This window comes from Bradyrhizobium sp. (genome assembly GCF_016219575.1).
In the GTDB taxonomy this organism is placed as follows: domain Bacteria; phylum Pseudomonadota; class Alphaproteobacteria; order Rhizobiales; family Xanthobacteraceae; genus Bradyrhizobium.
In genome coordinates, this window is sequence record NZ_JACRMG010000009.1 from 92745 (window position 1) to 117949 (window position 25205).

Genomic DNA, 25205 nt, shown 5'->3' on the forward strand with positions numbered 1-25205 from the left:
ATCGCGTGCGATGCGAATTACAAGCGATGACCACATTTCGGGCGAAGTTTGGTTGGCGATCCCGAGCCGAGTGTTGCAGCAATGCAAGATCGGCTGCTTGTATCGCGAGGAATCGTCGATGCGATGCGCACCGCCTGCAACTTTTGGACGAGCTTGGGAAGCGCGAATGATCTCGGTGCGAGGCTTTTCGATCCGTTCAAAGGGACCGCTGACCGGTTTCAATCGCGCTGCAAGATGAAGTATGGTCCGCCTTACGGATTGATCCCGGTCAAACTGCGCGAAGAGGCGATGCGATGGCTGTGTCAGACAACAAGCTGGCCGATACTGCCGACAAGATCTTTATCGGAAAGGGCGAGCAGCCGGCATGGCTGACGCTGGCGCTGGCCAATCGGCACGGTCTCGTCACCGGCGCCACCGGCACCGGCAAGACGGTCACGCTGCAGGTGATGGCGGAGGGATTTGCCCGCGCCGGCGTCCCCGTATTTGCCGCAGACATCAAGGGCGACCTGTCCGGCATTGCGGAAACCGGCGAGGCCAAGGACTTCATCACCAAGCGGGCGAACGAAATGGGGCTGGCATTCCAGCCGGACCGGTTCTCGACCGTGTTCTGGGACGTGTTCGGCGAGCAGGGCCACCCCGTGCGGGCCACCGTCACCGAGATGGGCCCCTTGCTGCTGTCGCGCATGCTCGATCTCAACGACGTCCAGGAGGGCGTGCTCAACGTCGCATTCCGCGTCGCGGACGAAAACGGCCTGACGCTGATCGACATGAAGGACCTGCGCGCGCTTCTCGACGCTATCGTGCCCGCGGGCGGCAAGAAAGCGTCGGATGACGGCGAGGTCGACGAACTGGCCGATATCCGCAAGGCCGCGCAGGGCTTCGGCAATGTCAGCAAGGCCACCGTCGGCACCATCCAGCGCCAGCTCCTGGTGCTGGAGAACCAGGGCGGCACCAAGTTCTTCGGCGAGCCGGCGCTGGCGCTCAAGGACTTCATGAAGACCGACAGCGACGGCCGCGGTTACGTCAATATTCTCGCCGCCGACAAGCTGATGGAGAGCCCGCGGCTCTATGCGACGTTCCTGCTCTGGCTGCTGTCGGAGCTGTTCGAGGAGTTGCCGGAGGCCGGCGACCTGCCGAAGCCGAAGCTGGTGTTCTTCTTCGACGAGGCGCATCTGTTGTTCAACGACGCGCCGAAGGCGCTGATGGACAAGATCGAGCAGGTGGTGCGCCTGATCCGCTCCAAGGGCGTCGGCGTCTACTTCGTCACGCAGAACCCGATCGACGTTCCCGACAAGGTTCTGGCCCAGCTCGGCAACCGGGTGCAGCATGCGCTGCGCGCCTTCACGCCGCGCGACCAGAAGGCGGTTGCGGCCGCCGCGCAGACCTTCCGGCCCAACCCGAAGCTCGATACCGCCCGTGTCATCATGGAGCTCGGCAAGGGCGAGGCGCTGGTGTCCTTCCTCGAGGGCGGCGGCACGCCCACGATGGTCGAGCGCGTCATGATCCGGCCGCCGACCGGGCGGATCGGGCCGATCACGCCGGAGGAGCGCAAGGCGATCATGAAGGCGAGCCCCGTGAAGGGCAAATACGACACCGCCGTCGATGCGGAATCGGCCTACGAGATGATCCAGAAGCGCATCGCCGGCACGGCGGCGCCTGCCGACGAGGCAGGCGGCAGCGGCGCCACGGCAAGCAGTGGCGGCGGCATCCTCGGACAGATCGGCTCGATCGTGGGGACGATCTTCGGCACCAATGTCAAGCGCGGCAGGATGTCGACCGGGCAGATCGTCGCGCGCCAGGTGACGCGCACGGTCACCAACAAGGTGATCGGTGATCTCGCGGCCGGCGTCGGCAAATCGGTGGCGGGATCGCTGGGCAGCTCGGTCGGCCGTTCGCTGGTGCGCGGCGCGCTCGGCGGACTGCTGCGGCGCTAGTTGCAGTTCCGATAGTCCCGTGATCGACAAATCGACGCTGAGATATCCGTCGTGGCGGGCGCCGCTCGACTGGCTGTTCTTTCTTTGCGTCATCGTGCTGACTGCCGACGTGCTCGTTCCCGAGATCTTCGGCAACGGCAAGACCAAGGACTATCCGCTCTGGTACTGGGCCGGCCAGCAGGTGCTGCACGGCCTCAATCTCTATCCCAGCGACCCCAACGCACAGTTCGAGTTCATCTACCCGCCGCTGCCGGCGGTGCTGCTGGCGATCCCGGCCTGGTTCGGCAAGATCCCGCTCTATATCTGCCTCTCGCTGATCAACGCGGTGGCGTGGTGGACGGCGGCGGGGTTTTCCAACGGGATGACGGGGGCGGGCAGGGCGCCGGGCCCGTGGCTGTTCGCGCTGCCGAGCTTCGTCACCATCACCTTCATCTTCGACATGTACGATCTGGGCCAGCCCAATCTCGTGCTGCTGGCATTGATGCTTTACGGCTTCTGGCTGCTCGCGCGCGCGCGGCCGTGGTTTGCCGGTTCGATGTTCGCGCTCGCCACGGCGATCAAGGTGTTTCCGGTCGCGGTGCTGCCCTATCTCATCTGGCGGCGGCAGTGGAAGGCGGTCGCGAGCACGCTGGTTTTCCTCGTCCTGTTGCTGTTCGTGCTGCCGGCGCCGTTCCGCGGCTTCGAGCATAATGTGAAGGAGCTGAAGACCTGGTATCACGGCATGGTCGGCACCAGCTCGGAAAAGGGTTTCGGCCAGCGCGACGAGCAGAACTGGTCCTGGGTCAATCAGTCCATCATCGCGGTGACGCACCGGCTGACCCGGCCCGTCAACTACAATCAGGACGATCCCAGGAAACCCGCGCGCACCATGAATGTGGTGGACGTCAGCTTCAGAACCGCCAACCTGATCGTTGTCGTCCTCTCGCTCGCCATCGGCCTCGGCTACATCGCGGTGATGCCGCCTGCGTCGCGACGGACGGAGCGCTCGGATGCGGAAGAGCTGGGCATCCTGTTCTGCCTGATGACGGTGGCCTCGCCGCTGGCGCGGCAATACTACTTCATGTGGCTGTTCTTCCCGATGACCGTGCTGATCCATCGCGCGGCTTACGACCCGCGGCCAAAGGTGCGCGCAGGCACCTGGGCGCTGCTGGCGCTGGCCGGCATCCTGCTGCTGCTGGCGCTGCCGCCGTTCCCGACCGACCTGCAGGCCTGGGGCAACAATCTCGCGGCGACCGCCGTGCTGGCCGCAGGCCTGGTCTGGCACATCCTGAATCCGCCGCCGGCCTTGTCTCCGCCGGCCGGCGCGCTACAACCTGACGCCGACAGCGCCTCAAGTTAAGGAACCCGCCATGGCCAACGCAAAACTGCAGCCGGTGCTCGACCATATCGATGCCGATTTCGACAACAGCCTGGCGCGGCTGTTCGATCTCCTGCGCATCAAGTCGATCTCGGCCGACCCGGCCTTTGCGGAGGACTGCAGGAAAGCCGCCGATCATCTGGCGAAAGACATCGCGACGCTCGGCTTCAAGGCCGAGGTGCGGCCGACCGCGGGCCATCCCGCCATCGTGGCCAGGGCCAATGACAGTAAGGCGAACGGCAACGCCGGCCGGCCGCATGTGCTGTTCTACGGCCATTACGATGTGCAGCCGGTCGACCCGCTCAATCTCTGGCACCGTCCGCCGTTCGAGCCCGTCGTCACCGATCACGCCGACGGCCGCAAGATCATCGTCGCGCGCGGCGCCGAGGACGACAAGGGACAGCTGATGACCTTCATCGAGGCCTGCCGCGCCTGGAAGAAGGTTTCCGGCTCGCTGCCGGTCGATGTCACCATCCTGATCGAGGGCGAGGAAGAAGTCGGCTCGAAGAACTTCGTGCCGTTCCTCGAGGCCAACAAGGACGAGTTCAAGGCCGATTATGCGCTGGTGTGCGACACCGGCATGTGGGACCCCAACACGCCCGCCATCACCACCTCGCTGCGCGGCCTGGTGTATGACGAGGTCACCATCAAGGCCGCCAACCGCGACCTGCATTCCGGCGTGTTCGGCGGCGGCGCTCGCAACCCGATCCGGGTGCTGACCAACATCCTCGGCGGCCTGTTCGACGACAATGGCCGCATCACCATTCCCGGCTTCTATGACGGCGTGAAGGATCTGCCGGCGGATATTCTGGCGCAGTGGAAGAACCTCAATCTCACGCCGGAGTCCTTCCTTAAGCCGATCGGGCTTTCGATTCCCGCCGGCGAGAAGGATCGCCTGCTGATCGAGCAGGTGTCCTCGCGCCCGACCTGCGACATCAACGGCATCTTCGGCGGTTACACCGGCGAGGGTTCCAAGACGGTGATCCCGGCGGAAGCCTCTGCCAAAGTCTCGTTCCGCCTGGTCGAAGGCCAGGATCCGCAGAAGATCAAGAAGGCGTTCCGCGACTACGTCACCGCGCGGCTTCCCGGTGATTGCAAGGCTGTCTTCACCGAACATTCCAGCGGCGCGGCGATTGCCCTCGACTGGAACATGAAGCCGCTCGCCGCCGCCAAGCGCGCGCTGACCGAGGAATGGGGCAAGGAGGCGCTGCTGGTCGGCTCCGGCGCATCGATCCCGATCGTTGCCGATTTCAAGCGTACGCTCGGCCTCGACAGCCTGCTGGTCGGCTTCGGCCTGGACGACGACAATATCCATTCGCCGAACGAGAAGTACGACCTCAAGAGTTTTCACAAGGGCATCCGCTCCTGGGCGCGGATCCTCGCCGCGCTCGCAGAGGTGCCGCGATAACGCGCAAGACGACAGATTGGCTGTGGAAGGCGGCGGTTGCGGGATTCTGCGGCAGCGTCGCCCATACGCCGCTGATGTACTTGAAATCGCGGATCGGGCTGCTGCCGGCGTTTCAGCCCTATGCGAGCTTTCAGGCCGCGCTCAGCCACATGATCGGCGGCCAGGTTCACCCGATCGTGCCGTGGGCCCTGTCGTTCCTCAACGGAGCAACGATCCTCGGATTCGCCTTCGGCCGCCTCTATGAGCTGCTGCCGGGGCGAAGCGGCATGGTCAAGGGATTGATGTTCGGCGTCGCCGGCTGGCTGGCGATCGGCCTGCTGTTCTTTCCGCTGATCGGATTGGGGCCGTTCGCGGCCAGGCTGGGGCTCGGCGTCGAGCCCGCCCTGTTCTCGCTGGCGATGATCCTGACCTACAGCCTGGTGCTGGGCGCGGTCTATGGTGCGCTGCATGCGCGGGCCACGCCGCCAACGTAAAAACGCCGCCCGGAATTGGGCGGCGTTTGATTCGGTAGTGCAGAGGTCGTTGGGTAAGACACTACACCAACGCGCGCGAAATTTCAATCACGGCGCCGGGATTGCCAAGAGGCTGGAGATGCTGCGGCCGCGGATGTCGTAGACGCGGGCGAACACCACGTCGTCGCGCTTGATCTCGACCATCACGGGCGCGGTCAGTCCCTTGCAGTAGAACTCGCCGAGCGTCATCGCGAAATCGGCGGCGTTGGAATCCCAGCCGATTGTGAAGTCGGGGCCGAGCGCGACCTGCGCCGGGCGCTGCGGACCGCACACCGCGACCTTCCACTTGCGGCCCTGCGGCGGCACTTCCTGGCGCTCGTCGATCTCGTTGCGCAGGCCGTCGGAAGCCTGCTTCAGCGCCAGCCCCCAATAATCCAGCATGAACAGATTGTCGGCGGAGCGGACGGTGCCGGCCATGTGGTTGAAGTGGGTGTATTGATAGGGATGCAGGCGGATCATCTCGCCGAGCGGCAGCAGGAGGCCGAAGGCGAACACGGCGAGCGCCACCGGCTGCCAGCTGCGCCGGGTCTCGCCGAGCCAGCTCATCAGCTTGGCGAAGGCAACGCCTGCGAGCACCGCCATCGGCGGGATGACGAAGATGAAATGGCGGATGCCGTTGTAGAGGGCGGGCCGCTTCACCATTGCGATCGCAAGCGGCAGCACGGTCGCCAGCGTCAGCATCAGGAAAATGGTCTTGCGGCGCGCCGGCACATCCTTGCGCGACAGCGACATGAACGTCCCGGCAACGGCCGCGGCGAGCAAAGCGAGCAGGACTTCGGGCAGCTGCAACACGAACAGCGTCGGCAGATAGGACCACGGCATGTCCGGCACCGACACCAGCGCGCCGTCGAACATCTCCTTCCACGGCTTCTCGAAGAAATGCGAGAAATAGGTAAGCGCATGCAGCGGATTGCCGGGCTCCAGGATCGCCCACGGCCACATCAGCCCCATCACCAGATAGCCGAAGGCAAGGCCCGGCAGCAGCACATAGACGACATGGGCGAAGCGATGTGCCGCCTCACGCGCGCCTTGCCTGCGGAACTCGTTGATGAGCAGCGGCAGGAAACCGATCGCGGCGTAAACCAGTGCGAGCCCGCCGAGAATGCGGCAGCCGATCGAGAGGCCCGCGCCGATGCCGAGGATGAGGATCGTGCGCGGCGAGGGTGCGGGATATTCGTCCGCGAGCCGCACCAGGCCGAGCATCAGCACGACCATCGCCACCGCGAACGGCGCGTCCTTTGGATTCATGAACATGTGGCCGTAGAATGTCGGACACAGCGCAAGCAGCAGCAGCGCCGCGAGTCCCGCCAGCGGTCCGCCGACGCGGCGCGCCAGCCGCCACGTGACCGCGAGGCCGACGAGGCCGACGACGGCGCCAAGCAGGCGGCGCGTCTCGAACAGTTCGAGCGGGATCACCTTGTGCAGCAGCGCCGCAGCCATGTCGAAGCCGCCGCCATACATGTAGAGATTGGCGAACGACAGCGCGGCCGTGTCCTTGAAACCGCTGCCATACATCCGCAGCAAAAGGTCGGCATATTCGGCGTGTGTGTAGTCGTCCCATCCGAGGCCGTAGTCGCGGAACGTCAGTCCCGCGACGATGGCGACGATGCCCAACATAAATAAGGCAAGATCGTCACACGTCCGTTCGACCGAGCGCCGTGCCGGCGTATCGATGGCCGAAGTCGTGATGGATGACATGGCTATAGTTAACCCGGCGTCCCCTGGCTCAGCGGTGGCGCTTGTGAGCCTCTTCCCCGGCATCCATATAGCGCAAGTTCCATTACCAAGTAATTGGGAATTGTGGCGTAATTCGCCTGATGCGCTGCAGCAAAGCATTACATTGCTGAAAGCTTCCCGGGGGTTAGGGGGCGGTATTGGAACTGTTGCACGGCCCGTCCGTAGAACCCCGGAGGCAGTCCCGGGCGTTAACTCCGGGGCGCAAAGGCGGTTGGCGATATCGGCAATATGACGGTATCGTGGCCGCGGCGGTTGAGCACGGTTTTTCCGTGTAGGGGTAGGTTCGATGTTGATGGTGCTGTTGGGCGCTGGAATAGGCCTGCTGTTGGTGGGACTGGGCGCGCTCGGTTACGGGATCCAGTACAAGGAATTCGGTCTCGGCAATACGCTCATTGTTGCGGGCGCCGTGTCGGCCTGTTCCGGATTCCTGATGGCCGGTCTCTGGGCGGTGGCCCGCGAGCTGCAACATATTTCGCAGCGGCTTGGTAGCGGCGCCGTCGCAAGTGCCCAACCCGCGTTTCCGGCGTTCCCGGCGGAGCCCTCTCTCGCGCCTGCACTCGCGCCGTCGCCCCCGCTGCCGCGCGCGGCAGCTGAAGCTGCTCCGGCCGATGACGGCGCTGCGCCGCCCTGGGTGGAAGGCCGCAGCGATGCGGAGCCGCCGCCGCCGGCTGAAGCCGCGCCCGCGCCGAAGCCGCGGCGCAATTTGTTGTTCACGTCGACCTCGCGCAAGGAACGCGAACGTGCCGCCGCGCGCGCCAGCGAGCCGCTGGCGCCCGATCTGTTGTCGGCGGATCTGCGTCCCAATCCGCCGGCCGTCGATGCGCCGCCGGTCGAGCCTGCTGCGCCACAGCCGCCGAGCTTCGAGGACGCCTGGCCGAAATCCGAGCGCATGCGGCGGTCTGGCCGCGGCCCTGCGCCGGATGCGGCATCGCCTGCGCCCGCGCCGCAGGTGACGGTGCTGAAGTCCGGCGTGGTGGACGGCATGGCCTATTCGCTCTATTCCGATGGCTCGATCGAGGCGCAGATGCCGGAAGGCATGATGCGCTTCGCCTCCATCGACGAGCTGCGCGCGCATCTCGACCAGCGGCCGTGAGCAGCTAGCTAGCCGCTGTACTTGGCCTCGTACTTGGCTTCGTACTTGGCTTTGGACAGCGCCGAAAATAAAGCGGCGCCGTTCTTGTCACCGTGCTAGCATTCCCCCCATATTCAAAAGTAATTCGGTCCGCTCGCGAGCGTATTTGTCGTCGCGATACTGTCCGATTGCATTCTTGCACGGATTTTGGAGAAGGCGCGATCATGACGGATGTCCCGCCCAAGAACTTCATCGACCTCACCGCCGGCATCGTCTCGGCATATCTCAGCAACAATCCGACGCCGGCGGCGGAAATTCCCGCGCTGATCAGCCAGATCCATGCCGCGCTGGTGCGGGTGTCGTCGGGCCGCACCGAAGCGCCGCTCGAGCCGTCCAAGCCCGCGGTGTCGATCAAGAAATCGATCTCGCCCGATTACATTGTGTGCCTGGAAGACGGCAAACGCTTCAAGTCGCTGAAGCGGCATCTGCGCACGCAATACAACATGACGCCGGAACAATATCGCGACAAATGGGGCCTGCCGCCGGACTATCCGATGGTGGCGCCGAATTATGCGGTGGCACGCTCGCAGCTCGCCAAGGAAATGGGATTGGGCCAGCAGCGCCGCAAGCGCGGCAAGTAGTCACTACGAAGCCGCCGCCAGCGCCTCGCGCGCGTCGGTCTTGATGCGCTCGACCATCGAGCGCAGGCCGTTGGAGCGCTGCGGCGTCAGGTGCTCGCGGAAGCCGAACTCCTCGAACACCGCGAGCGCGTCGGTAGCCAGAATTTGCTTCGGCGTGTGGCCGGAAAAAAGTGTCAGCACGATCGCGACCAGGCCGCGCACGATATGGGCGTCACTGTCGCCGCGATAATGGATGCGCGGCTCGCCCTGGCTGCGATCGACGCGCTTGGACAGCCACACCTGGCTGACGCAGCCCTGCACCTTGTTGTCGGCCGAATGCTCTTCCTCCGGCAGCGGCTCCAGCGTGCGGCCGAGCTCGATGACATAGCGGTAGCGGTCGTCCCACTCGTCCAGCAGCTCGAAATTTTCCCTGATCTCGTCGATGCTCATATTGGCCCGTATTCCGGTCGTTTCCCGGATTATATAGGGTCACGCAGCCCGGAAAGCGATGGAAATGGAACCGGCGCGCGGCCCAAATTCGGCCTCACGGCGTCGGCGGCCGCCATTCCATGGCGAGATCGTCCGCCGTCAGCGTGTCGCGCGGCGCCTCGACTGCCAAAGGTAGCTCGGCCTCCGCGACGGCGCCGATCGAGCCGGTGTGATCCGGAGCCTTCTTGTTGTCGGACTTGTCGGCGCCGGGCGCCTTCCTGTCGATCTTGTGCGGCTTGTCAGCCGGCTTGTCCGCCTTTTCCGGCTTGTCGGCCTTCTCGGCCTTGTCGGAGATTATGCCATAGACCTTGCGCGCGCCGTCGGCGGCGCGCTGGCCGATCACGGTCGCGGCCTGGCCGCCGACCTCGCAGGCCGTCGGCTGGCGCTTGCAGAACTGGCTCATGTCGGACATCGCGGCGGTCGCAGCCTGCACCGCCTCGGACGCGCCGAACTGCGGCAGCTTGTCCGATTCAGGCGTCTTGTCCCGGGGCAGGAGCACCAGCACCAGCCCGAGCCAGAACGTCAAACGCAGCAGGAACCACATCTTGCGACCAGTCGTCCGTCTCTTGTTGCCGTGGCGCCTTCGAGGACGCACCCATTCACGACTAACGGCCTCTGATAAATCGCAAGTGTTTGCATTGAGATTAACTCGGCGAAAATTTGCAAAAAATGCCGCGGTCTGGATTCGCCGTAAATTTTCGATTGATGCCGATTCGGGGCGCCGGTTGCATGAAACTGCGCGTGCACCATTTCGAAACCATGGCGACGGGCCCGCAGAAACCCGCTGTTCACCATGGCAGCCAATTCGGCCGCGGCGCGCCCGCGAAAACATCGACAAATCAGCGACCAAGCTGGTGAACGCGCCCGCCTTAGCGTTCGTTTAATGTCGCTCTGACACGGTGAGCCGAAAGATAAAGGAGGCGTTCCGGCGCGTCTTTTTGACGGAACCGGCCGAAACGCGAAAGCACGTGAGTATCCTGAGTATCATCCGCGATTGTCTCGATGCGCTGCTGCATCCCTCGGCGCGATATGACGCGCTGACCCGCGCGCGCCATCGGGCCTTCATCGCGCCGCGGCTGATCGGCAGCCTGGCGGCCTTCGCTGCTTTCCCGGTCTATCTCGCCATGCGCGGCGCGCCCACCGCGCTGGAAGTCACGGCCTTTGCCTGGCTGATCGCGCCGATCCTGCTCGCCTGGTTCCTGTCGCGCACCGGCCGCTACGAAGGCGCGCATGTGCTCTCCTCGCTGGCACTCGCCGGCCCCGTGATGATGGTGGCGCTGTTCACCGGCGGCATCGAATCCTTTGCCGCGATCTGGCTCGTGGTGGTGCCGCTGGAAGCCGCCCTTTCCGCCTCGCGCCGCGTGGTGACGTTTGCGGTGGCGCTGGCGCTGTCCTGCGCCACGCTGCTGATCATGCTCGGCCATTTCGACTGGCTGCCGAACGCAGATGCCGACGATCCGGCGCTGCACGGCATGATGATGGCTTTCGGCGTGGCTTCCGCCACGCTCTATGCCGCGGGTCTGGCCTTCGGCGCGGAATCGCTGGCGCGCACCAGCGTGTCGCTGCTCAATGTCGAGGAAGACCGCTATCGCCTGCTGGCGCGCCACATGAGCGATGTGGTCTCGCGCCATCGCAGGAACGGCGCGGTGCAATTCATCTCTCCCGCCGCGGAAGCCGTGCTCGGCACGCCCGCCGCCGGCCTGCTCGGTCACGGCCTGTTCGACCGCGTCCACGTCGCCGACCGTCCCGCCTATCTCACCGCGCTCGCCGACAGCGCCCATGGCGGCGAAGGCCGCAGCGTCGAATTCCGCCTGCGCCGCGACGGCAAGGGCAGCGCAAGCGATTTCGTCTGGGTCGAGATGCGTTGCCGCCCGCTCGAGCAGGGCGCGGCATCGGCCGACGGCGAAGTCGTCGCCGTGATGCGCGACGTCACCGACCGCAAGATGCAGGAGCAGGCGCTGCAGGAGGCGCGCGCCGAAGCCGAGCGCGCTGACGCCTCGAAGTCGCGCTTCCTCGCCACCATGAGCCACGAGCTGCGCACGCCGCTCAATGCCGTCATCGGCTTCTCCGAGATGATCATGCAGGAAGAGTTGCTGATGCTCGATGCGAAGCGGCGCAAGGAATATGCGCAGCTGATCCACGATTCCGGCCAGCATCTCTTGTCGGTCGTCAACGGCATCCTCGACATGTCGAAGATGGAATCCGGCACGTTCGAGCTGACGCCGGAACCGTTCGCGCCGCGCGCGGCGCTGGTCAATTGCTGCAGCCTTCTGGCGCTGAAGGCGCGCGAGAACGGCATCGATCTCGTCACCCGCGCGCCCGACGATCTTCCGGAAATGACCGGCGATCCCCGCGCATTCAAGCAGATTGTGCTCAACCTCGTTTCCAACGCCATCAAGTTCACCGAGCGCGGCGGTACGGTGACCGCCTCCGCCGCGGTCGAAGGTGCGCGCATGGTGTTGCGCGTGGCCGACACCGGCGTCGGCATCGCGGCCGAGGACATGAAGCGGATCGGCGATCCCTTCTTCCAGGCCGGCAAGACCTATCAGCGCCGCCACGAGGGAACCGGCCTCGGGCTGTCGATCGTCAAGAGCCTGGTCGCCATGCACGGCGGCGAGATGAATGTGCAGAGCCGGCTCGGCGAGGGCACGACGGTTGCGATCGCACTGCCGCTCGTCTTCGCGCCGCCGGTCTCTGGCGCGCCTGCCAGCAATGTCGCGACGCTGACGCCGGCGCCGCGTTCCGCACCATCAGAGCAACCCTATCAGGTGAAGAAAAGTGCCTAGGAAGTCTGCCATGGACGACGAGATGCCGCGCCGCCGCCGGGGTGCCAGGGCCGTTGCCGTCGAGGAAGAGCGCGGCCTCGCGATGCGGATCCTGCTGCACAGCCCGAAGGACATGATTGCGGGCCTGCTCGCCGCTGCCGCGATCGGCGCCATCCTGACCAACGCCCTGTTCCTGCAGGCCGGCCGTCACCCGTCGCCGATGTTCAAGACGGCCGGCGCGCCGGCGCAACCGCTCGGCAATCCCTTGCCGCGCCCGCGCCCGGCCGAGGCCGCCACGCGCTCGATCGAACTGACGCCGGCCGACATGAGGGTCGCCGAGCCCAAGGCCGAGTCCAAGGCCGAGCTCAAGGCCGAGCCCCGGAGCGAACCAAGATCCGATGCGATGACCAGTCTCGTCGCCAAGACGACCGCGCCGGCTGCACCCGCTGCCGCCGCACCTGCCGCCGCGTCGTCCGCTTCCGTCATGCGCCCGCCGGCGCCGGTGCCCGTTGCGGCGCCGCAGACGGCTGCCGGCCGCAAGATCGCCGCGGTCCAGCGCACGCTCACCGAATATGGCTACGGGCAGCTCAAGCCGACCGGCATGATCGGCGCCGACACCCAAGCCGCCATCGTGAAGTTCGAGCGCGACCGCAAGCTGCCGGTGACCGGCCAGATGTCGGATCGCCTGGTGCGCGAACTCTCCGCGATGACGGGACGTCCGGTCGACTAGCGCGCGCTTGCCGGCTGGCCTATCGTTCTCCGCATGCGATTGAAATCAGCGATTTGGGTGGCAGCCTATTTGCGGCGCTGCCAGGTTGAAGGCGTGTTCGGTGCGGTGCGCCGGCGCGGCGCCGAGGAGGCGGGTGCGGTGTTCGTGAAGGTGGCGCTGCTCGACGGCAATGCCATGCTCTATGCGCCGGCGCCGCAGACCGCCTATGACGAGAGCCGCCCCGTGGAGCGCGTGTTCGCGCCGACGTCGAAGGAGCCCGTGACGGAGCAATCGGTCGAAGAGCGGCTCGCCAAGGAAGTCCGCTTCGATCCCGACGTCTGGATCGTCGAGACCGAGGACCGGGCAGGGCGGCATTTTCTCGATCTGGCGAAGCCGCAATAGCTCCTGTCGTTGCGAGCGCAGCGAAGCTCAGCAAACAGCAGACCCTCAACCTGAGGAGCGCGCCATCGGTGCGCGTCTCGAAGGGCGAGGCCGATGCGGGCCTTCATCCTTCGAGACGCTTGCTTCGCAAGCTCCTCAGGATGAGGAATCGGCAATTTGGATTGTCTCGCGATGACGGCAGAAAACTAGCGGCCCGACTTCTCGGTACCGGTACGCACGGTCGGCGCCGTACCCGGCTGCACGGCGGGCCGCCTCTCGCCCGGTGCGACGCGGGCGCGCTGGCGCTCGTCGTCGTAGAGCGCGGGGCGATATTTCGCGCGTGCCATGGCCATGCTCGAGCCGCGCCATGCGGCGATCATGACCAGCGCCGAGCGTTCGCTGAGGCGATCGTACAGCCGCGAGATCCGGTACACCTTCTGCACCGAGCTGCCGAATTCCGGATTGAGGAACAGCAGCACGCGCTGGAACACCGGACTCGGCGTATCCAGCGCCTTCATGGCGCAGGCCAGCGGCTCGCCGCCCGCGTCGCCGGTGACCAGCGTCGCGATGCGTGCAGGCAGGATCAGCGCCTCGCCGAGTTCAAGCGCGAAATTGCCGGCATCGGAGGCGAACGCAGCCATCTCCAGGATATGCAGGGCGCGCTTGGCGCGCGGCTCGGGGATCCGGGCGGAGGCCTTGAGCGGCGTGTCGTTGAGATTGTGCAGGATGGCCGCGCGTTCCGGTCCGCTCGCCGCAAAGAACAGTTCGCTGATCTCGGCGGCATCTTTCGGTTGCATCGACAGGTTCGACGCCATCCGCAGTTCCGCCTCCGTCGGCGTGCGAACGGCGCGTTCCGGGGCAGGGGTTGCCGGGATCTCTTCGGCCAGCGGCACGCGGTCGCTCGGATGTGCGGGGCGAAGCCCGAGCTGGATCATCGTCTTCAGCGGCGTGCCCGGATAAACCGCAAGCCGTGCGCGCACCGCGGCGCGGGTGGCGTCATCGACCTGCTCGATCAGGCGCGAGGTCAGTTCGACGAACTGCCGCTCCTCGTCGGGGCTGTGCGAGCGGCTCTGGACATAAAGGTCGGTCAGCACGCGCAGCAGCGTGGGGCGGATATCGACGCCCTCGCGGCGCGAGAGCGTCATCAGCCCGTCGAAACCCGGAAACAATGGAGCTGCGGTCATCTCGGAGGTACGCGACTTCTGGAAATCTCTTGGGCAGCCAGCCTACGCGAGCGGGTTTTAAGACCCGGTTAAGGAAAACAAGCCGTGAAGAGGATCGATGGCATTTTATCGGTGTTGCCGCGCCGCCGCGCTGTCCCACTCCGGTACTTTGCGGGCCTGCCGGATTAAGAACCCGTTAACCACGGGCTGTTCTTAATAATGGCTGGCCGGCCGCGCATGCACGTGCGGGCGGCGACCAGAGAGAACGGAAATGGGCACCATCATCGATTTCCCGGCGGATGCGGCTTCGCGGCGCCTGGATCACGGCATGGATGGCGCACCGCGCGATGGCATGGGGACCATCCTGATCCTTCCTGTTGTCCGGATCGACCGCGACGCCGACGAGAGCGGCGATGACGGCGGGCCGGAAGAGGGAACAGCCCCCGGCCGCCGTCGTCGTCGGCGCACCTGACTGCAGGAAATTAACATGCCGGCAATGCTTGCGAACCGGATCACCGGAGCACGGCGCTCATTCCCGGCTCTTGCCCTTGTCCTGATCGGCTCCGTGCTGGCCGGCTGCAGCGGCGGCGACTTCTTCCGCACCCGCGACAGCATGCGCAGCGATGACATGCATCGCTGGATGGGTGCCGAGGTCACCGGCAGCGTCGGCATGAAGGCTTCGCAGTTCCAGCTCACCGACAACGAGCGCCTGCTCCGCGATCTCGCCTATCCCCTGGTCGAGCCGCCGCTTTCGCGCCCGGCCTGGAAGAGCGTGTGGGGCGACTACAAGCCCTTGCCTTCGCCATGGCGGCAGAACGTCATCTTCGACCGCACCATGTACGGCCGCAACCTGATCGACGAGCCGCACCGCTCGCACATGTCGCGCTACAGCGTGCTGATCGACGACGTGCGCAGCGACATCACCCGCTTCGAGCCGTTCTATACCAACGCCGCCCGCGTCATTGAACTCGACCGCAAGCGCAACGCCAGCATGAAGCTGGTCTCGGAGCTGTCGCCGCGCGAGCGCGACGACGCGATTTCGCGCATGGCGGAGAACGCGTGCATCGTGCAATGGGTGCAGCAGGGCCTGGAGCGCCGCATCTCGTCCTACCGCTGGGCGCTGGAGCGCCTGGTGATCCAGGCGCCGGACGGAATTGCCGCCGATGCCGACCGCCAGATCAAGGAGCTCGCCGCGCTCGCCACCAACCCGCCGGTGCAGCCGGCGGCGATCGGGTGCGCGGTCACGGTGAAGGGGTAGGGCTCGCCGGTCCCGCAGATCGAGGGTGCTATCCTCCGTATTTCCGGTGCGCTATGCTGCTTGTTCCACCTCAAATTGTTGAGGCTGCAACCGACAGGCGGCCGCATGGACGGCGATCCCTCGCAGATTCCGGTTGAGCCGATCCCCTTCGAGCACGGCCTGTTTCACCTGGCGCAGGCGCTGCGCCGGGGGCAGGCCAGGATCGTCGCGATCGGCTCGTCGACGACGTCCGGCGAAGGCGACGTGATACCCTATCCGGCGCGGCTGCTGCCGTTGCTTCAGCAGCACTATCCGAACGCCGGGATCGTCATGGTCAACAGGGGAGCCGGCGGCCAGGAAGCGCCGGAAGAGCTGAAGCGGTTCGGCAGCGACGTGATCGCCGAGAATCCCGACCTGGTGATCTGGCAAGTCGGAACCAATGCCGTCTGGCAAAGTCCGAACAACATTCCTCCGCCTCCCTCCTTCACCGAAACCACCGCGGCCATCCATGATGGTCTCGTCATGCTGCGCGACCGGACACAGGCCGATGTCATCCTGATGGATCTGCAGTATCTGCCGGCCGTGCTGACGCCGGCCAAGAAGGACAAGGCGATCGCGATGGTCGAGGTGATCGGCGAACTGTCGCGGGACGCCGGCGTCAACGTGTTCCGCCGCTTCGCCTTCATGAAGGGCCTGGTCGAGGTCGAAGGGGTCTCGTTCGACCGCATGGTCAACCCGGCGGATGACCACAGGCTGCACCAAAGCGACTGGGTCACGGGACGCCTGACGTGGGCGGTGAGGCTCGCCATTGTCCGCGGCGTCGACAAGGCAAGGTTATCGTAGGGGGCGAGGGGGTCCCGATCCCGGCGTCGTGCGCAGGCCCGAAGACTCGGAGGCTTTCGCGCTAGTCGATGATGCCGAATTCGGTCACCGGCAGTATCCAGTAGACGAGCTTGGTTCCCGCAAAGGAAATCCGAAGCCGGTCAATCAGGCGCCCGGCATCGATCCTCGACAGGATGATCCGCACCAAGGCCTGGTCGGCGTGGCCCTTCACGCGTTCGGCGGCGGTGTGCAACCGGACTTCGGCGCCATGGCCGGCAGCTTCCGAAGCCGTAAATCCCGACACCAGGTCGGTCTGTTCGGCAAGATTATCGAACAGCTCATCGCGAAGCTTGCGCGGTACGATCAGCGTGAGGCAGACCGGGTCGTCCGTCATTCGACCACCTTCGAGGCACTGCCGTAGCGGCGATACAGGATCGGCAAGAGAACCAGGGTAAGCAGGGTGGAGGACAGGAGCCCGCCGATCACGACGATGGCAAGCGGGCGCTGGACTTCGGATCCCGGACCGGAGGCAAACAGCAGCGGAATCAGTCCCAGTGCCGTGATGCTGGCCGTCATCAGCACCGGTCGCAGCCTCCGCCTTGCGCCTTCGACGACGATGTGTTCCTCACTGAGGCCGTGGGCACGGAGCTGGTTGAAATACGACACCAGAACGACGCCGTTGAGGACGGCGATGCCGAGCAGCGCGATGAATCCGACCGATGCCGGAACCGACAGGTATTCGCCGCTTGCGACCAGCGCGAACACCCCGCCGATCAGGGCGAAGGGGATGTTGAGCAGCACCAGAACGGCCTGGCGCACGGAGCCGAATGTAGTGAACAACAATACGAAGATCAGGCCGATTGCGACGGGAACGACGACGGACAGGCGCGCGGCGGCGCGCTGCTGGTTCTCGAACTGCCCGCCCCAGGTCAGCCGGTAGCCGTCTGGAAGCGGCAGCTCAGTTGCAACCTTCTGCCGGGCCTCGACGACGAAACCGACCATATCGCGGCCCCTGACGTTGGCGCGAACCACGCTCATGCGGTTGCCGTCCTCGCGATCGATCTTCACCGGTCCATCGACGCGCTGGATTCGTGCAACCTGCGACAACGCGACATGCCGCCCGGAGGCAAGGGTCAGTGGCAGGCTTGCGAGCAGCGTCGGCGCCTCCCGCGTCATCTCGCTGCCACGAACCAGAATCGGCGTGCGGCGACCTTCCTCGAGCGCCGTCCCGATCGTTCTGCCCTCGATCTGGGTACGGAGCGAATTGCCGATGGAATCGACGCTCAGGCCCAGGCGACCGGCTTCCATCCGGTTGACGGCGACGGTGTAGTATTGGGCGCCTTCGTTGAGGGTCGTGTAAACGTCCTCGGCGCCATCGATGCCGGACAGGATGGCCGACAGCTTTGCCGCGATCTCATTCAGTCTCGCGATATCGGGACCGAATATCTTGACCGCCACGTCGCCGCGCACTCCGCTGATCATCTCCTGCACGCGCATGTCGATCGGCTGGGTGAAGCCGAGCGAGATGCCGGGAAAGCCGGCGAGCACCTCGCGAAGCTTCTGCAGCAGGGCCTCGCGATCCGTGGTTTGTCTCTCTGCAGGCGGCTTGAGCACGAGGAACGTGTCGGTTTGATTGGGCCCCATGGGATCGAGCCCGAGCTCATCCGATCCGGTGCGGGCGATGATGCCGGCGACGTCAGGCACTTTCAACAACGCGGTCTGCAGCCTGGTGTTGATGGCGATCGACTCGTCGAGGTTGACGGAGGGAAGCGTCTCCACGCTGACGATGACGTCGCCTTCGTCCATGGTCGGCATGAAAGTCTTGCCCAGCCTCGTGTAGGCAAAGCCTGCAGCGACGAGGCCGATCAGTGCGGCGGCGATTACCTTGCGCTCGTTGTTCAGCGCCCACTCCAATGCGGGCGCGTAGACCCGCTGCGCCGCGCGGATCAGCAGGGGTTCGCGATGCGAAGCCGACTTGAGTATGAAAGAGGTCGCAACCGGAATGACGGTAAGCGCGAGCAACAGCGAGCCGGCCAGCGCGAATATGATCGCGAGCGCGACGGGTATGAATAGCTTTCCCTCCAGCCCCTGCAAGGTCAGCAGCGGGACGAAGACGATGATGATGATCAGGACGCCGGAGGCGACCGGCTGCAGGACTTCGCAGACCGAGCGGAATATGAGATGGAGCAGGGGCGTAGCCTTTGCTGAATCGTGCCTGGCGAGGTTGCCGACGATGTTCTCGACCACGACCACGAGCGCGTCGATCAGCATGCCGATCGCGATCGCCAGGCCGCCGAGGCTCATCAGGTTGGCCGACATCCCCACCGCGCGCATCACGATCAGCGCGATGACAATGGCGAGAGGCAGGCTCAGTGCGATCACCAGCGAGGCGCGCCAGTTGCCGAGGAACAGCAGCAGCAGCACGATCACGAGCACGGTGGCCTCGCCGAGCGCCCGCACGACGGTACCCACGGCGCGGCTGACCAGATGGCTGCGGTCGTAGAACACGTTGATCGAGACGCTCTTGGGCAGGGACGGCTTCAACTCCGCGAGGCGGGCCCGAACGTCACGGACGAGCTGGCCGGCATTGGCGCCGCGCAGGCCGAGCACCAGCCCTTCCACCGTCTCGCCGCGGCCGTCGATCGTGACCGCGCCATAGCGAGTGAGCGCGCCGATCTTGACGCGGGCCACGTCGTTGACTCGGATGGGGATACCGTCGCGGGTGTCGACGACGATCGCCCGGATGTCGTCGATTCCGCGGATGCTGCCTTCGATGCGCACCAGCGCGCTGTCTTCTCCCTGGTTGACGCGGCCTGCGCCGTCATTGCGGCTGTTGGCCTCGATGGCGCGGCGGAACAGGTCGTAGGAAATGCTGCGCGCGGCGAGCGCATCATTGCGCGGCACGATCTCGAAGGCGCGGACATAGCCTCCGAGCGCGTTGACGTCGGCAACGCCGGGAACGGTTCGCAGGGCGGGGCGGATCACCCAGTCGAGGAGGGTGCGCCGCTCGGCCAGCGAGAGTTCGGGACTGTCGATCGTGAACATGAACATCTCGCCCAGAGGGCTCGTGATCGGCGCGAGCCCGCCGTTCACCCCTTCGGGGAAATCGCGCGAGATGTTGGAGAGACGTTCCGATACCTGGTTGCGCGCCCAGTAGATGTCGGTGCCGTCCTCGAAGTCGACGGTGATATCGGCCAGCGCATATTTCGTGGTCGAGCGCAGGATCTTCTTGTTTGGCAGTCCGAGCAACTCCAGCTCGACAGGAACGGTAATGCGCTGCTCGACCTCCTCGGGGGTAAGGCCAGGCGCCTTCATGATGATCTTCACCTGGACCGGCGAGACGTCCGGAAAGGCGTCTATCGGCAAGCCCGGCAGGACGACGGCGCCGGCGCCGATCAACAGCAGCACGCTCAGAATCACGAACAGCCGCTGCGAAAGCGCGAATGCGACCAGGCGCTGGAGCATCTATTGCCCCAGACCCGAGAGGATGCCGCGAAGCGCCGAAATGCCGCCGATCGCGACTTCTTCCTTGTCGGTGATCGGGCCGGATACCACGACGTGGTCCTGATCCTCCGCAAGCAGCGTTACCGGGACGAGGCGGAAGCCGCCATCGATAGCGACGAACACCGAGGTCTGTTCGCCGCGCCGAACCAGCCCGCCGTACGGAATCTCCCAGGCGCTGTCGCCGGCCGAAACGAAACTGATGCGGACTGCGGCCGTCTGGCCGGGATGCAGTTCTCCGTTGTTGGGGATTTCCGCGCGCACCAGGATGGTCTGGGTTGCCGCATCGGTGGTCTCGGACACCAGCACGACCTTGCCGGGCGCGGCATAGCCCTCGATCTCGACCTTTGCCCCGGTGCGGATCGCCCGGATGCTGGACGCCGGAATTGCAATTTCGGCCCACAGCGGCGATAGCCGCGCGAGCTTGACGAGAGGAGCGGATTGCTCGAGCCGCTGGCCCGGCGACACCGCGATGTCGACCACGGATGCTGCCTGTGGCGCGCTGACTGTAAGCGTTGCGCTGATTGCCGCTTCGTTGGTCAGCCGGGAAATCGCCTCGTCGGACAGTCCGCTCAGGCGCAGCATCTGACGCCGCTCGGCCACAACGATGCTGGCCTGGCGCGCCTCGGTCTGGCTCGCTTCCAGCACCCGTTGCGGCACGGCCTTGCCCTCGAAGAGGTCGGCGTTCCGCTTGAGCTGCTGGGTTGCGAGAACCTCCTGTGCGACCGCATGCAGATAATCGCGCTGCTGAGAGACGAAGCTCGGGCTTTGCAGCGTCACGAGTTGCTCGCCGGCCGAGATGCGGTCGCCGCGCGCGACCTGCAGATTGGTGACCATGCCGGCAACCGGCGCGCTGACGACCCACAATTGCGGTGTTGGAATCACGATCTGGGCCGGATAGGGCAGCGTCTGGTCGGTCCGGCTGGACACCGGATGCGCCACGCGCACGCCGATGTTCCGCGCCTGCGTGTCGCTCAGCTTCACCTCGACCTGCGCCATCGACTCCGAGGGCAACAGGCCGAATGCAAGCGTGAAGAGAGCGGCAATAGCCACGCTCAGGGCACGGCCTGGAAGCAGAGTTCCGTGACGGAATCGCATGACGGATGTACCTTCTTGTTCCCTGATCGCCAATTTCGCTTACTCCGGCAGCGCCTTGGTGAGTTGATTTGCATCAAGCGGCTCGAGCGAGCCAGCCGCTTTGAAAGGCTCGCCGCGCTCGAACCGCGCCGTTGTCCTGCATTGCTCACGATTGGCGTTTCCTCCCGTTGATCATCGCCTTCACGAGGCTCTCGCGGTGCTCGAAACTCGCCACCAGAACGCCGAGCACATGGACGACAACGAGACCGATCGTGAGGCTGGCGCAGATTTCATGCACCTTCTCCACCCACCTTGCGCCCCAGAAGGTATCGGTGGTCATCATGTGACCGGTGGTGCACGTGCCGATCAGCATGACGATCAGAGCCAGGACCATGGCGCCGCCGGCCGGATTGTGCCCGAGATAGCGTGGCGCCCTGAGCAACGCCATGTCGCGCATGTAGGCAAGCACGGCGCCTGGAGAGCGTACGAAATCGCTGAATCGCGCATGGCGCGGCCCCACGAAGCCCCACACGATCCGCAGCGCGAGCAATCCGGCAATGGTGTAGCCGGCGGCGATGTGCACTTTTTCTATCTCGTCGCCCGTTGCATAAGCGAGCAGGAACAGCCCGGCCAGCGACCAGTGGAACACTCGTACGAAGGGGTCCCAGACCTTGACCGTGGCCGGCGGCTTCGCGCCGCCGGTCACGGTCGCACCATCGATGGCGCTCATGTTGCGGCCCGTTAGAGCTGACCGACGATCTGGCCGCTCGTCGGATCGACGAACAGTTCAACCCGGCTGCCGGTCTTGTCGATGGTATAGAGTTCGCCGCAGGCATTCTTGAGCTTGGCCTTCTGGACCTTGTAGCCTTGGGCTTCGATCCTGGCCTGCAGCGCTTCGATCGGCAGCCACTGGGTTTGCGGTGCCGCCGTGCAGGGGCGGCCGAGGCTGCCGGCATGAGCGGCCGCGGCGGTGGCGAGCAGGGCGGCGGCAATGGTGAACATGGTGATCTTGCGCATCGTTCTCTCCAGTTGCGAGGCCCGCCGCGTCGTGCGGCGAGGCGTGATGCGGACATTGCCGGAGGGATCCTGACGGCAACCTGTTCGGCCATGTCAGTGAATTGTCAGCATGGGACCGGCGGGCGAGCGGCGCGCCTGATTCCTTCATGAAGGGCCTGGTCGAGGTTCTCGTTCGACCGCATGGTCAACCCGGCCGATGACCGCAGCCTGCACCAAGACGACTGGGTCACGGGACGCCTGGCGTGGGCGGTGAGGCCCGCGATTGTCCGCGGCGTCGACAAGGTATCGTCGTCCTAGCTGGGAGGATCAGCCAGCCTTCGCGCTCCGAAACAGCCGCTTGCCGGGCCTCTGTTTCCTCACGCGCGCGATGAATCCTTGTAACGCGTCTGACGGCGCGCGCTTGCCGCTGTAGGCGATGCCTACCTCGCGCTTTACGTCGACATCGATCGGGCGAACCGCGACATCGACCGCGGCGCGCGCCACGCCCTCCGGGACGATGGCGACGCCGACCCCGGCGGCCACCAGTGCCATCGCCCAATCCTCCGACTCCGCAATCGCCGCCGGCTCGCGCTTCGGGCTGGCGCGTTTGGCAAAGAAGTCGCTCCGCTCGCAATAGCAACGGTCGATCATGGGCACGCCGGCCAGATCCTGTGTCTTCAGCCGCTCCTTCAGGGTGAGGGGATGTGATGGGGGAAGGGCAGCCACATAGCGTTCGGTCCAGAGCGGAATGAAATGCTCGTCGGCTTTGGCTATGTTCCGGGAGACGATGCGCGCATCCGCAGCCTCGTTCACGCCGACCAGCCGCAAGGCGATGTCGGGCGACGCGGTGAGCGGCTTCAGCAGCGCGATCGTCCGCGCCATGTCCAGCGTGCGCATCAGGGCGAGCGTCAGCGTCTGCTTGCCCGCCGGTTTCCGGAACAGGTTTTTTGCCGCATCCGCTTCGTCGAGGATGCGCCGGGCGACGGAATGAAACTGCTCGGCGGCTGCCGTCGGCGTCACGCCCTTTTTGTGGCGGATGAACAGCGTGGTGCCGAGCTCGGCTTCGAGATTGGTAATGGCTGCCGAGATCGAGGGCTGCGAGATGAAGCAGCGCCGCGCCGCCGCCGTCAGGTTTCGCTCAGCGAATACGGCCGAGAAATATCGAAGCTCGCGGATATCCATAGGCAAATCCTAGAGATGATATCAGATATCGATATTTTACCTATGGCATGGCGGATGGCAAGCAGGGGGCCGATCAAGCGGGAGGCTCCCATGCGTATCCACCACCTAAACACCGGCACCATGTGCCCGATCGGCAGGCGGCTGGTGAATGGCACCGGCAGCATCTTTCAGCGCGCCCGCATGGTGTGCCACTGCCTGCTGGCGGAGACCAATGACGGGCTGGCGCTGGTCGATACCGGCATCGGTCTCGACGATATCAAGAGCCCCATGCGCCTCGGCCGCAAATGGGTGCGCCAGTGCAAGCCGCGGCTCGATCCCGCGGAGACCGCGGTTCAGCAGGTCACGGCGCTCGGCTTCTCGCCCGACGACGTCAGGCATGTGCTGCTCACCCATCTCGATCGCGATCATGCCGGCGGCGTACCCGACTTTCCCAAGGCGAAGGTGCACGTCCATCGCACCGAATACGACATGGCCGTCGCCGGCCGCATCGTGCCGCCCGAGGGGCGCTATATCGCCGGGCAGTGGCAACACGGCCCCGACTGGAGTTTCTACGGCGAAGGCGGCGAGGATTGGTTCGGCTTTGCGGGCGTGCGCGCGCTCGGCGACCGCGAGGCGGACGTGCTGATGATTCCGCTTCCCGGCCATACGCTCGGCCATTGCGGCATCGCCGTGCGCGGCCGGGACAAATGGGTGCTGCACGCGGGCGATGCCTATTTCTTCCACGGCGAGCTGGAGCCCGTGCCGCGCATGCCGTTCGTGCTCGGCATGTTCCAGCGCCGCGGCGACATGGACCGCAAGAGGCGGCGGGGCAATCTGGCGCGGCTGCGCGCGCTGAAGGCGGCGCACGGCGCGGAGGTCGAGATCGTCAACAGCCACGATCCCGTCGAGTACGACCGGTGCGCGTGCGGCCGCCACTGACGCAGTGTGGCATGGGCTGAAACCGATTACCCTGATCCGCCACATGTTGAAGGGTTGCGCAGCTTGAACGATTGCATTCTGTAGTTATGGGTCCCCCTGCGTTCGCAGGGACGAGCGGTATGCGTCGCCCTTACCGTCTACCCTGCGGCCTTGCCGGCGGCGGGGGAGGCGGCGGCGGTTCGGGCTGCTTGGCCGACACCGGCTCGGTCTGCACCTGGCAGCGCGAGGCCGCGAGCGAAGCCTGCGCCTGAGGCATCAGGCCGGGCTCGGGCGCCAGGGCCTTCATCACGATCAGGCCGGTCACGGTCGGGGAATCGATGATCAGCCGGTCGGCCGAGGTGACGTCTTCTTCCTCCGGCAGTTCGGCGTGTTGCGCTTCCGTCATCAGGTCGAGCTCGATCACCTTGCGCCCCGCCGAGCGGTCGTTGATCGCGTAATAGGCGACTTCGTTGCGGGTGTAGAACGACACCGAGGTGTAGGCTTGGCTCACGGGGACGGCGAGCTTGATCGGCCCGCCCGAGAGATCGTAGCGGCAGATCGCGATCGCAAAGGCCGGATCCAGGAACGGCATCGGCGCATTGGTGGGGTCGGCGACGGGGAGCTGCGTCACGGCGTTGAGCTTGGTCAGCGGCGTCAGCCGCGAATAGGCGTCCTGCGTCGCAATCCGCGGCAGCGCCAGCACGGCGACGAGATGCACGATGAGGCCGAGGATGACGCCGGCAATGACGGTGAAGGCGAGCCGGATCATGGGCAGCCCACCGTCGATATCTGCGGCATCGGCGCGTCGCGCTGGGTGCGCGTGGCAACCCCGACCGGCGTGTCGTAGAGGCGCAGCATCAGCGCATAGCGCTCGATGCCGCCGGTGGGCAGCCAGTTGCCGGAGCGCGCGCGCGAGGTGACGCGCACCTCGAACTGGCCGTCGGCGCCGCGGATCACTTCCTGGCTGGTGAAGCCGTAGCGCTGCAGCGTGTTGGCGACGAGCTGTCCCTTGGGGTCGTACAGCGTCAGCGTCCAGAAGCGCGCCGCGGGCGTCACCCCGCTGACCACGACGTCACAGCGGCCGTCGAGCGGCTTGTTCTTGTCGTCGGTCAGCGCCGTGAAGGCGACGCCGTCGCCGGTGCCGACCGGCAGTTCGCCGCTGCGCGCGATGGTCGCGCGGGAGTAGGGATCGACGTCGGCGGTGCCGGTCTTCGGCCGCGCGGTCCAGGCGCCGATCTTCAGCGTGCCGATTTCGGTGCCCTTGGTCGCGGTCATGTAGGTCGACCCGAGGCCGATGGCCGAGGCGATGATGAGCGCCAGCAGGGTGATGAAGACGAGCCGCACGG

General features: G+C 65.6%; 25 protein-coding genes. 13 read left to right on the forward strand and 12 right to left on the reverse strand.

What is annotated here, in order from left to right:
- The first annotated feature begins 293 nt into the window (after positions 1 to 293).
- The 4 genes from HZB49_RS05515 to HZB49_RS05530 are packed head-to-tail and all read left to right on the forward strand — an operon-like array spanning position 294 to position 5172.
- A complete protein-coding gene (locus HZB49_RS05515; RefSeq protein ID WP_291609500.1) occupies positions 294 to 1934 on the forward strand; it encodes a helicase HerA-like domain-containing protein in 1641 nt (546 codons plus the stop codon).
- A gap of 19 nt (positions 1935 to 1953) precedes the next feature.
- Positions 1954 to 3273, forward strand: coding sequence for a glycosyltransferase family 87 protein (locus HZB49_RS05520; RefSeq protein ID WP_291609501.1), 1320 nt, complete (start codon positions 1954 to 1956; stop codon positions 3271 to 3273).
- Between the two features lie 10 nt (positions 3274 to 3283).
- Positions 3284 to 4699 carry a M20/M25/M40 family metallo-hydrolase gene (locus HZB49_RS05525; protein WP_291609502.1) on the forward strand — a complete coding sequence of 472 codons (1416 nt, stop codon included), beginning with the start codon at positions 3284 to 3286 and terminating at the stop codon, positions 4697 to 4699.
- 20 nt (positions 4700 to 4719) lie between these two features.
- Entirely contained in the window at positions 4720 to 5172 is a 453-nt protein-coding gene (locus HZB49_RS05530) for a DUF6789 family protein (protein ID WP_365857435.1), read from the forward strand.
- Positions 5173 to 5259: 87 nt separating this feature from the next.
- Here the strand turns inward: HZB49_RS05530 and HZB49_RS05535 are convergent, their stop codons facing one another.
- The gene (locus HZB49_RS05535) at positions 5260 to 6909 is read right to left on the reverse strand and encodes a glycosyltransferase family 39 protein (protein WP_291609504.1); all 1650 of its coding nucleotides are present in this window, start codon (positions 6907 to 6909) and stop codon (positions 5260 to 5262) included.
- A gap of 325 nt (positions 6910 to 7234) precedes the next feature.
- Between HZB49_RS05535 and HZB49_RS05540 the strand changes: the two genes are divergently transcribed.
- The gene (locus HZB49_RS05540) at positions 7235 to 8041 is read left to right on the forward strand and encodes a DUF308 domain-containing protein (protein ID WP_291609505.1); all 807 of its coding nucleotides are present in this window, start codon (positions 7235 to 7237) and stop codon (positions 8039 to 8041) included.
- A 203-nt stretch (positions 8042 to 8244) separates the two neighbouring features.
- Positions 8245 to 8661 (forward strand): MucR family transcriptional regulator, encoded by a 417-nt coding sequence (locus tag HZB49_RS05545; RefSeq protein ID WP_291609506.1) that lies wholly within the window; start codon positions 8245 to 8247, stop codon positions 8659 to 8661.
- A gap of 3 nt (positions 8662 to 8664) precedes the next feature.
- Here HZB49_RS05545 and HZB49_RS05550 read toward each other — a convergent pair whose 3' ends face one another.
- Positions 8665 to 9090 carry a SufE family protein gene (locus HZB49_RS05550; protein WP_291609507.1) on the reverse strand — a complete coding sequence of 142 codons (426 nt, stop codon included), beginning with the start codon at positions 9088 to 9090 and terminating at the stop codon, positions 8665 to 8667.
- Positions 9091 to 9184: 94 nt separating this feature from the next.
- A complete protein-coding gene (locus HZB49_RS05555) occupies positions 9185 to 9673 on the reverse strand; it encodes a DUF5330 domain-containing protein (protein ID WP_291609508.1) in 489 nt (162 codons plus the stop codon).
- Positions 9674 to 10097: 424 nt separating this feature from the next.
- Between HZB49_RS05555 and HZB49_RS05560 the strand changes: the two genes are divergently transcribed.
- The 3 genes from HZB49_RS05560 to HZB49_RS05570 are packed head-to-tail and all read left to right on the forward strand — an operon-like array spanning position 10098 to position 13005.
- On the forward strand, positions 10098 to 11915 hold the full coding sequence (locus HZB49_RS05560; protein ID WP_291609509.1) for a PAS domain-containing sensor histidine kinase: 1818 nt from the start codon (positions 10098 to 10100) through the stop codon (positions 11913 to 11915).
- Positions 11916 to 11925: 10 nt separating this feature from the next.
- A complete protein-coding gene (locus tag HZB49_RS05565) occupies positions 11926 to 12624 on the forward strand; it encodes a peptidoglycan-binding domain-containing protein (protein WP_291609510.1) in 699 nt (232 codons plus the stop codon).
- Positions 12625 to 12657: 33 nt separating this feature from the next.
- Complete coding sequence (locus HZB49_RS05570; RefSeq protein ID WP_291609511.1) at positions 12658 to 13005, forward strand: DUF1491 family protein; 348 nt, start codon at positions 12658 to 12660, stop codon at positions 13003 to 13005.
- Between the two features lie 185 nt (positions 13006 to 13190).
- On the opposite strand, the gene HZB49_RS05575 is transcribed toward HZB49_RS05570, so the two are convergent.
- On the reverse strand, positions 13191 to 14168 hold the full coding sequence (locus HZB49_RS05575; protein WP_291609512.1) for a DUF2336 domain-containing protein: 978 nt from the start codon (positions 14166 to 14168) through the stop codon (positions 13191 to 13193).
- 250 nt (positions 14169 to 14418) lie between these two features.
- Here HZB49_RS05575 and HZB49_RS05580 point away from each other — a divergent pair, with 250 nt between their 5' ends.
- From HZB49_RS05580 to HZB49_RS05590, 3 genes are all read left to right on the forward strand, one after another.
- Positions 14419 to 14619 (forward strand): hypothetical protein, encoded by a 201-nt coding sequence (locus tag HZB49_RS05580; RefSeq protein ID WP_291609513.1) that lies wholly within the window; start codon positions 14419 to 14421, stop codon positions 14617 to 14619.
- Positions 14620 to 14634: 15 nt separating this feature from the next.
- Positions 14635 to 15405, forward strand: coding sequence for a hypothetical protein (locus tag HZB49_RS05585; protein WP_291609514.1), 771 nt, complete (start codon positions 14635 to 14637; stop codon positions 15403 to 15405).
- 105 nt (positions 15406 to 15510) lie between these two features.
- On the forward strand, positions 15511 to 16227 hold the full coding sequence (locus HZB49_RS05590; RefSeq protein ID WP_291609515.1) for a GDSL-type esterase/lipase family protein: 717 nt from the start codon (positions 15511 to 15513) through the stop codon (positions 16225 to 16227).
- A 61-nt stretch (positions 16228 to 16288) separates the two neighbouring features.
- On the opposite strand, the gene HZB49_RS05595 is transcribed toward HZB49_RS05590, so the two are convergent.
- The 6 genes from HZB49_RS05595 to HZB49_RS05620 all read right to left on the reverse strand — a co-directional run bounded on the left by HZB49_RS05595 (position 16289) and on the right by HZB49_RS05620 (position 22962).
- Complete coding sequence (locus HZB49_RS05595; protein WP_291609516.1) at positions 16289 to 16600, reverse strand: DUF3240 family protein; 312 nt, start codon at positions 16598 to 16600, stop codon at positions 16289 to 16291.
- Entirely contained in the window at positions 16597 to 19671 is a 3075-nt protein-coding gene (locus HZB49_RS05600) for a CusA/CzcA family heavy metal efflux RND transporter (RefSeq protein WP_291609517.1), read from the reverse strand. Before HZB49_RS05600 ends, HZB49_RS05595 begins: the two co-directional genes overlap by 4 nt.
- Positions 19672 to 20706, reverse strand: a complete 1035-nt coding sequence (locus HZB49_RS05605; RefSeq protein WP_291611097.1) for an efflux RND transporter periplasmic adaptor subunit — start codon at positions 20704 to 20706, stop codon at positions 19672 to 19674. It abuts the gene before it with no gap.
- 244 nt (positions 20707 to 20950) lie between these two features.
- Positions 20951 to 21514, reverse strand: a complete 564-nt coding sequence (locus HZB49_RS05610) for a cytochrome b/b6 domain-containing protein (RefSeq protein WP_291609518.1) — start codon at positions 21512 to 21514, stop codon at positions 20951 to 20953.
- Between the two features lie 11 nt (positions 21515 to 21525).
- Positions 21526 to 21801 carry a PepSY domain-containing protein gene (locus HZB49_RS05615; RefSeq protein ID WP_291609519.1) on the reverse strand — a complete coding sequence of 92 codons (276 nt, stop codon included), beginning with the start codon at positions 21799 to 21801 and terminating at the stop codon, positions 21526 to 21528.
- Between the two features lie 306 nt (positions 21802 to 22107).
- Entirely contained in the window at positions 22108 to 22962 is an 855-nt protein-coding gene (locus HZB49_RS05620; RefSeq protein ID WP_291609520.1) for a LysR family transcriptional regulator, read from the reverse strand.
- A gap of 90 nt (positions 22963 to 23052) precedes the next feature.
- Here HZB49_RS05620 and HZB49_RS05625 point away from each other — a divergent pair, with 90 nt between their 5' ends.
- A complete protein-coding gene (locus tag HZB49_RS05625) occupies positions 23053 to 23880 on the forward strand; it encodes an MBL fold metallo-hydrolase (RefSeq protein ID WP_291609521.1) in 828 nt (275 codons plus the stop codon).
- Positions 23881 to 24010: 130 nt separating this feature from the next.
- Here HZB49_RS05625 and HZB49_RS05630 read toward each other — a convergent pair whose 3' ends face one another.
- Together HZB49_RS05630 and HZB49_RS05635 are read right to left on the reverse strand one after the other, a co-directional pair.
- Positions 24011 to 24628, reverse strand: a complete 618-nt coding sequence (locus tag HZB49_RS05630) for a DUF1254 domain-containing protein (protein WP_291609522.1) — start codon at positions 24626 to 24628, stop codon at positions 24011 to 24013.
- Complete coding sequence (locus HZB49_RS05635; protein WP_291609523.1) at positions 24625 to 25203, reverse strand: DUF1214 domain-containing protein; 579 nt, start codon at positions 25201 to 25203, stop codon at positions 24625 to 24627. The genes HZB49_RS05630 and HZB49_RS05635 overlap by 4 nt, the downstream gene beginning before the upstream one ends.
- Positions 25204 to 25205: the final 2 nt, after the last annotated feature.

Coding starts and splice junctions, on each gene's coding strand:
- HZB49_RS05515 (WP_291609500.1), top strand. CDS start 294: ATGGCTGTGTCAGACAACAAGCTGGCCGATACTGCCGACAAGATCTTT.
- HZB49_RS05525 (WP_291609502.1), top strand. CDS start 3,284: ATGGCCAACGCAAAACTGCAGCCGGTGCTCGACCATATCGATGCCGAT.
- HZB49_RS05535 (WP_291609504.1), bottom strand. CDS start 6,909: ATGTCATCCATCACGACTTCGGCCATCGATACGCCGGCACGGCGCTCG.
- HZB49_RS05540 (WP_291609505.1), top strand. CDS start 7,235: ATGTTGATGGTGCTGTTGGGCGCTGGAATAGGCCTGCTGTTGGTGGGA.
- HZB49_RS05545 (WP_291609506.1), top strand. CDS start 8,245: ATGACGGATGTCCCGCCCAAGAACTTCATCGACCTCACCGCCGGCATC.
- HZB49_RS05550 (WP_291609507.1), bottom strand. CDS start 9,090: ATGAGCATCGACGAGATCAGGGAAAATTTCGAGCTGCTGGACGAGTGG.
- HZB49_RS05555 (WP_291609508.1), bottom strand. CDS start 9,673: ATGTGGTTCCTGCTGCGTTTGACGTTCTGGCTCGGGCTGGTGCTGGTG.
- HZB49_RS05565 (WP_291609510.1), top strand. CDS start 11,926: ATGGACGACGAGATGCCGCGCCGCCGCCGGGGTGCCAGGGCCGTTGCC.
- HZB49_RS05570 (WP_291609511.1), top strand. CDS start 12,658: ATGCGATTGAAATCAGCGATTTGGGTGGCAGCCTATTTGCGGCGCTGC.
- HZB49_RS05575 (WP_291609512.1), bottom strand. CDS start 14,168: ATGACCGCAGCTCCATTGTTTCCGGGTTTCGACGGGCTGATGACGCTC.
- HZB49_RS05580 (WP_291609513.1), top strand. CDS start 14,419: ATGGGCACCATCATCGATTTCCCGGCGGATGCGGCTTCGCGGCGCCTG.
- HZB49_RS05585 (WP_291609514.1), top strand. CDS start 14,635: ATGCCGGCAATGCTTGCGAACCGGATCACCGGAGCACGGCGCTCATTC.
- HZB49_RS05590 (WP_291609515.1), top strand. CDS start 15,511: ATGGACGGCGATCCCTCGCAGATTCCGGTTGAGCCGATCCCCTTCGAG.
- HZB49_RS05595 (WP_291609516.1), bottom strand. CDS start 16,600: ATGACGGACGACCCGGTCTGCCTCACGCTGATCGTACCGCGCAAGCTT.
- HZB49_RS05600 (WP_291609517.1), bottom strand. CDS start 19,671: ATGCTCCAGCGCCTGGTCGCATTCGCGCTTTCGCAGCGGCTGTTCGTG.
- HZB49_RS05605 (WP_291611097.1), bottom strand. CDS start 20,706: ATGGCGCAGGTCGAGGTGAAGCTGAGCGACACGCAGGCGCGGAACATC.
- HZB49_RS05610 (WP_291609518.1), bottom strand. CDS start 21,514: ATGAGCGCCATCGATGGTGCGACCGTGACCGGCGGCGCGAAGCCGCCG.
- HZB49_RS05615 (WP_291609519.1), bottom strand. CDS start 21,801: ATGCGCAAGATCACCATGTTCACCATTGCCGCCGCCCTGCTCGCCACC.
- HZB49_RS05620 (WP_291609520.1), bottom strand. CDS start 22,962: ATGGATATCCGCGAGCTTCGATATTTCTCGGCCGTATTCGCTGAGCGA.
- HZB49_RS05625 (WP_291609521.1), top strand. CDS start 23,053: ATGCGTATCCACCACCTAAACACCGGCACCATGTGCCCGATCGGCAGG.
- HZB49_RS05630 (WP_291609522.1), bottom strand. CDS start 24,628: ATGATCCGGCTCGCCTTCACCGTCATTGCCGGCGTCATCCTCGGCCTC.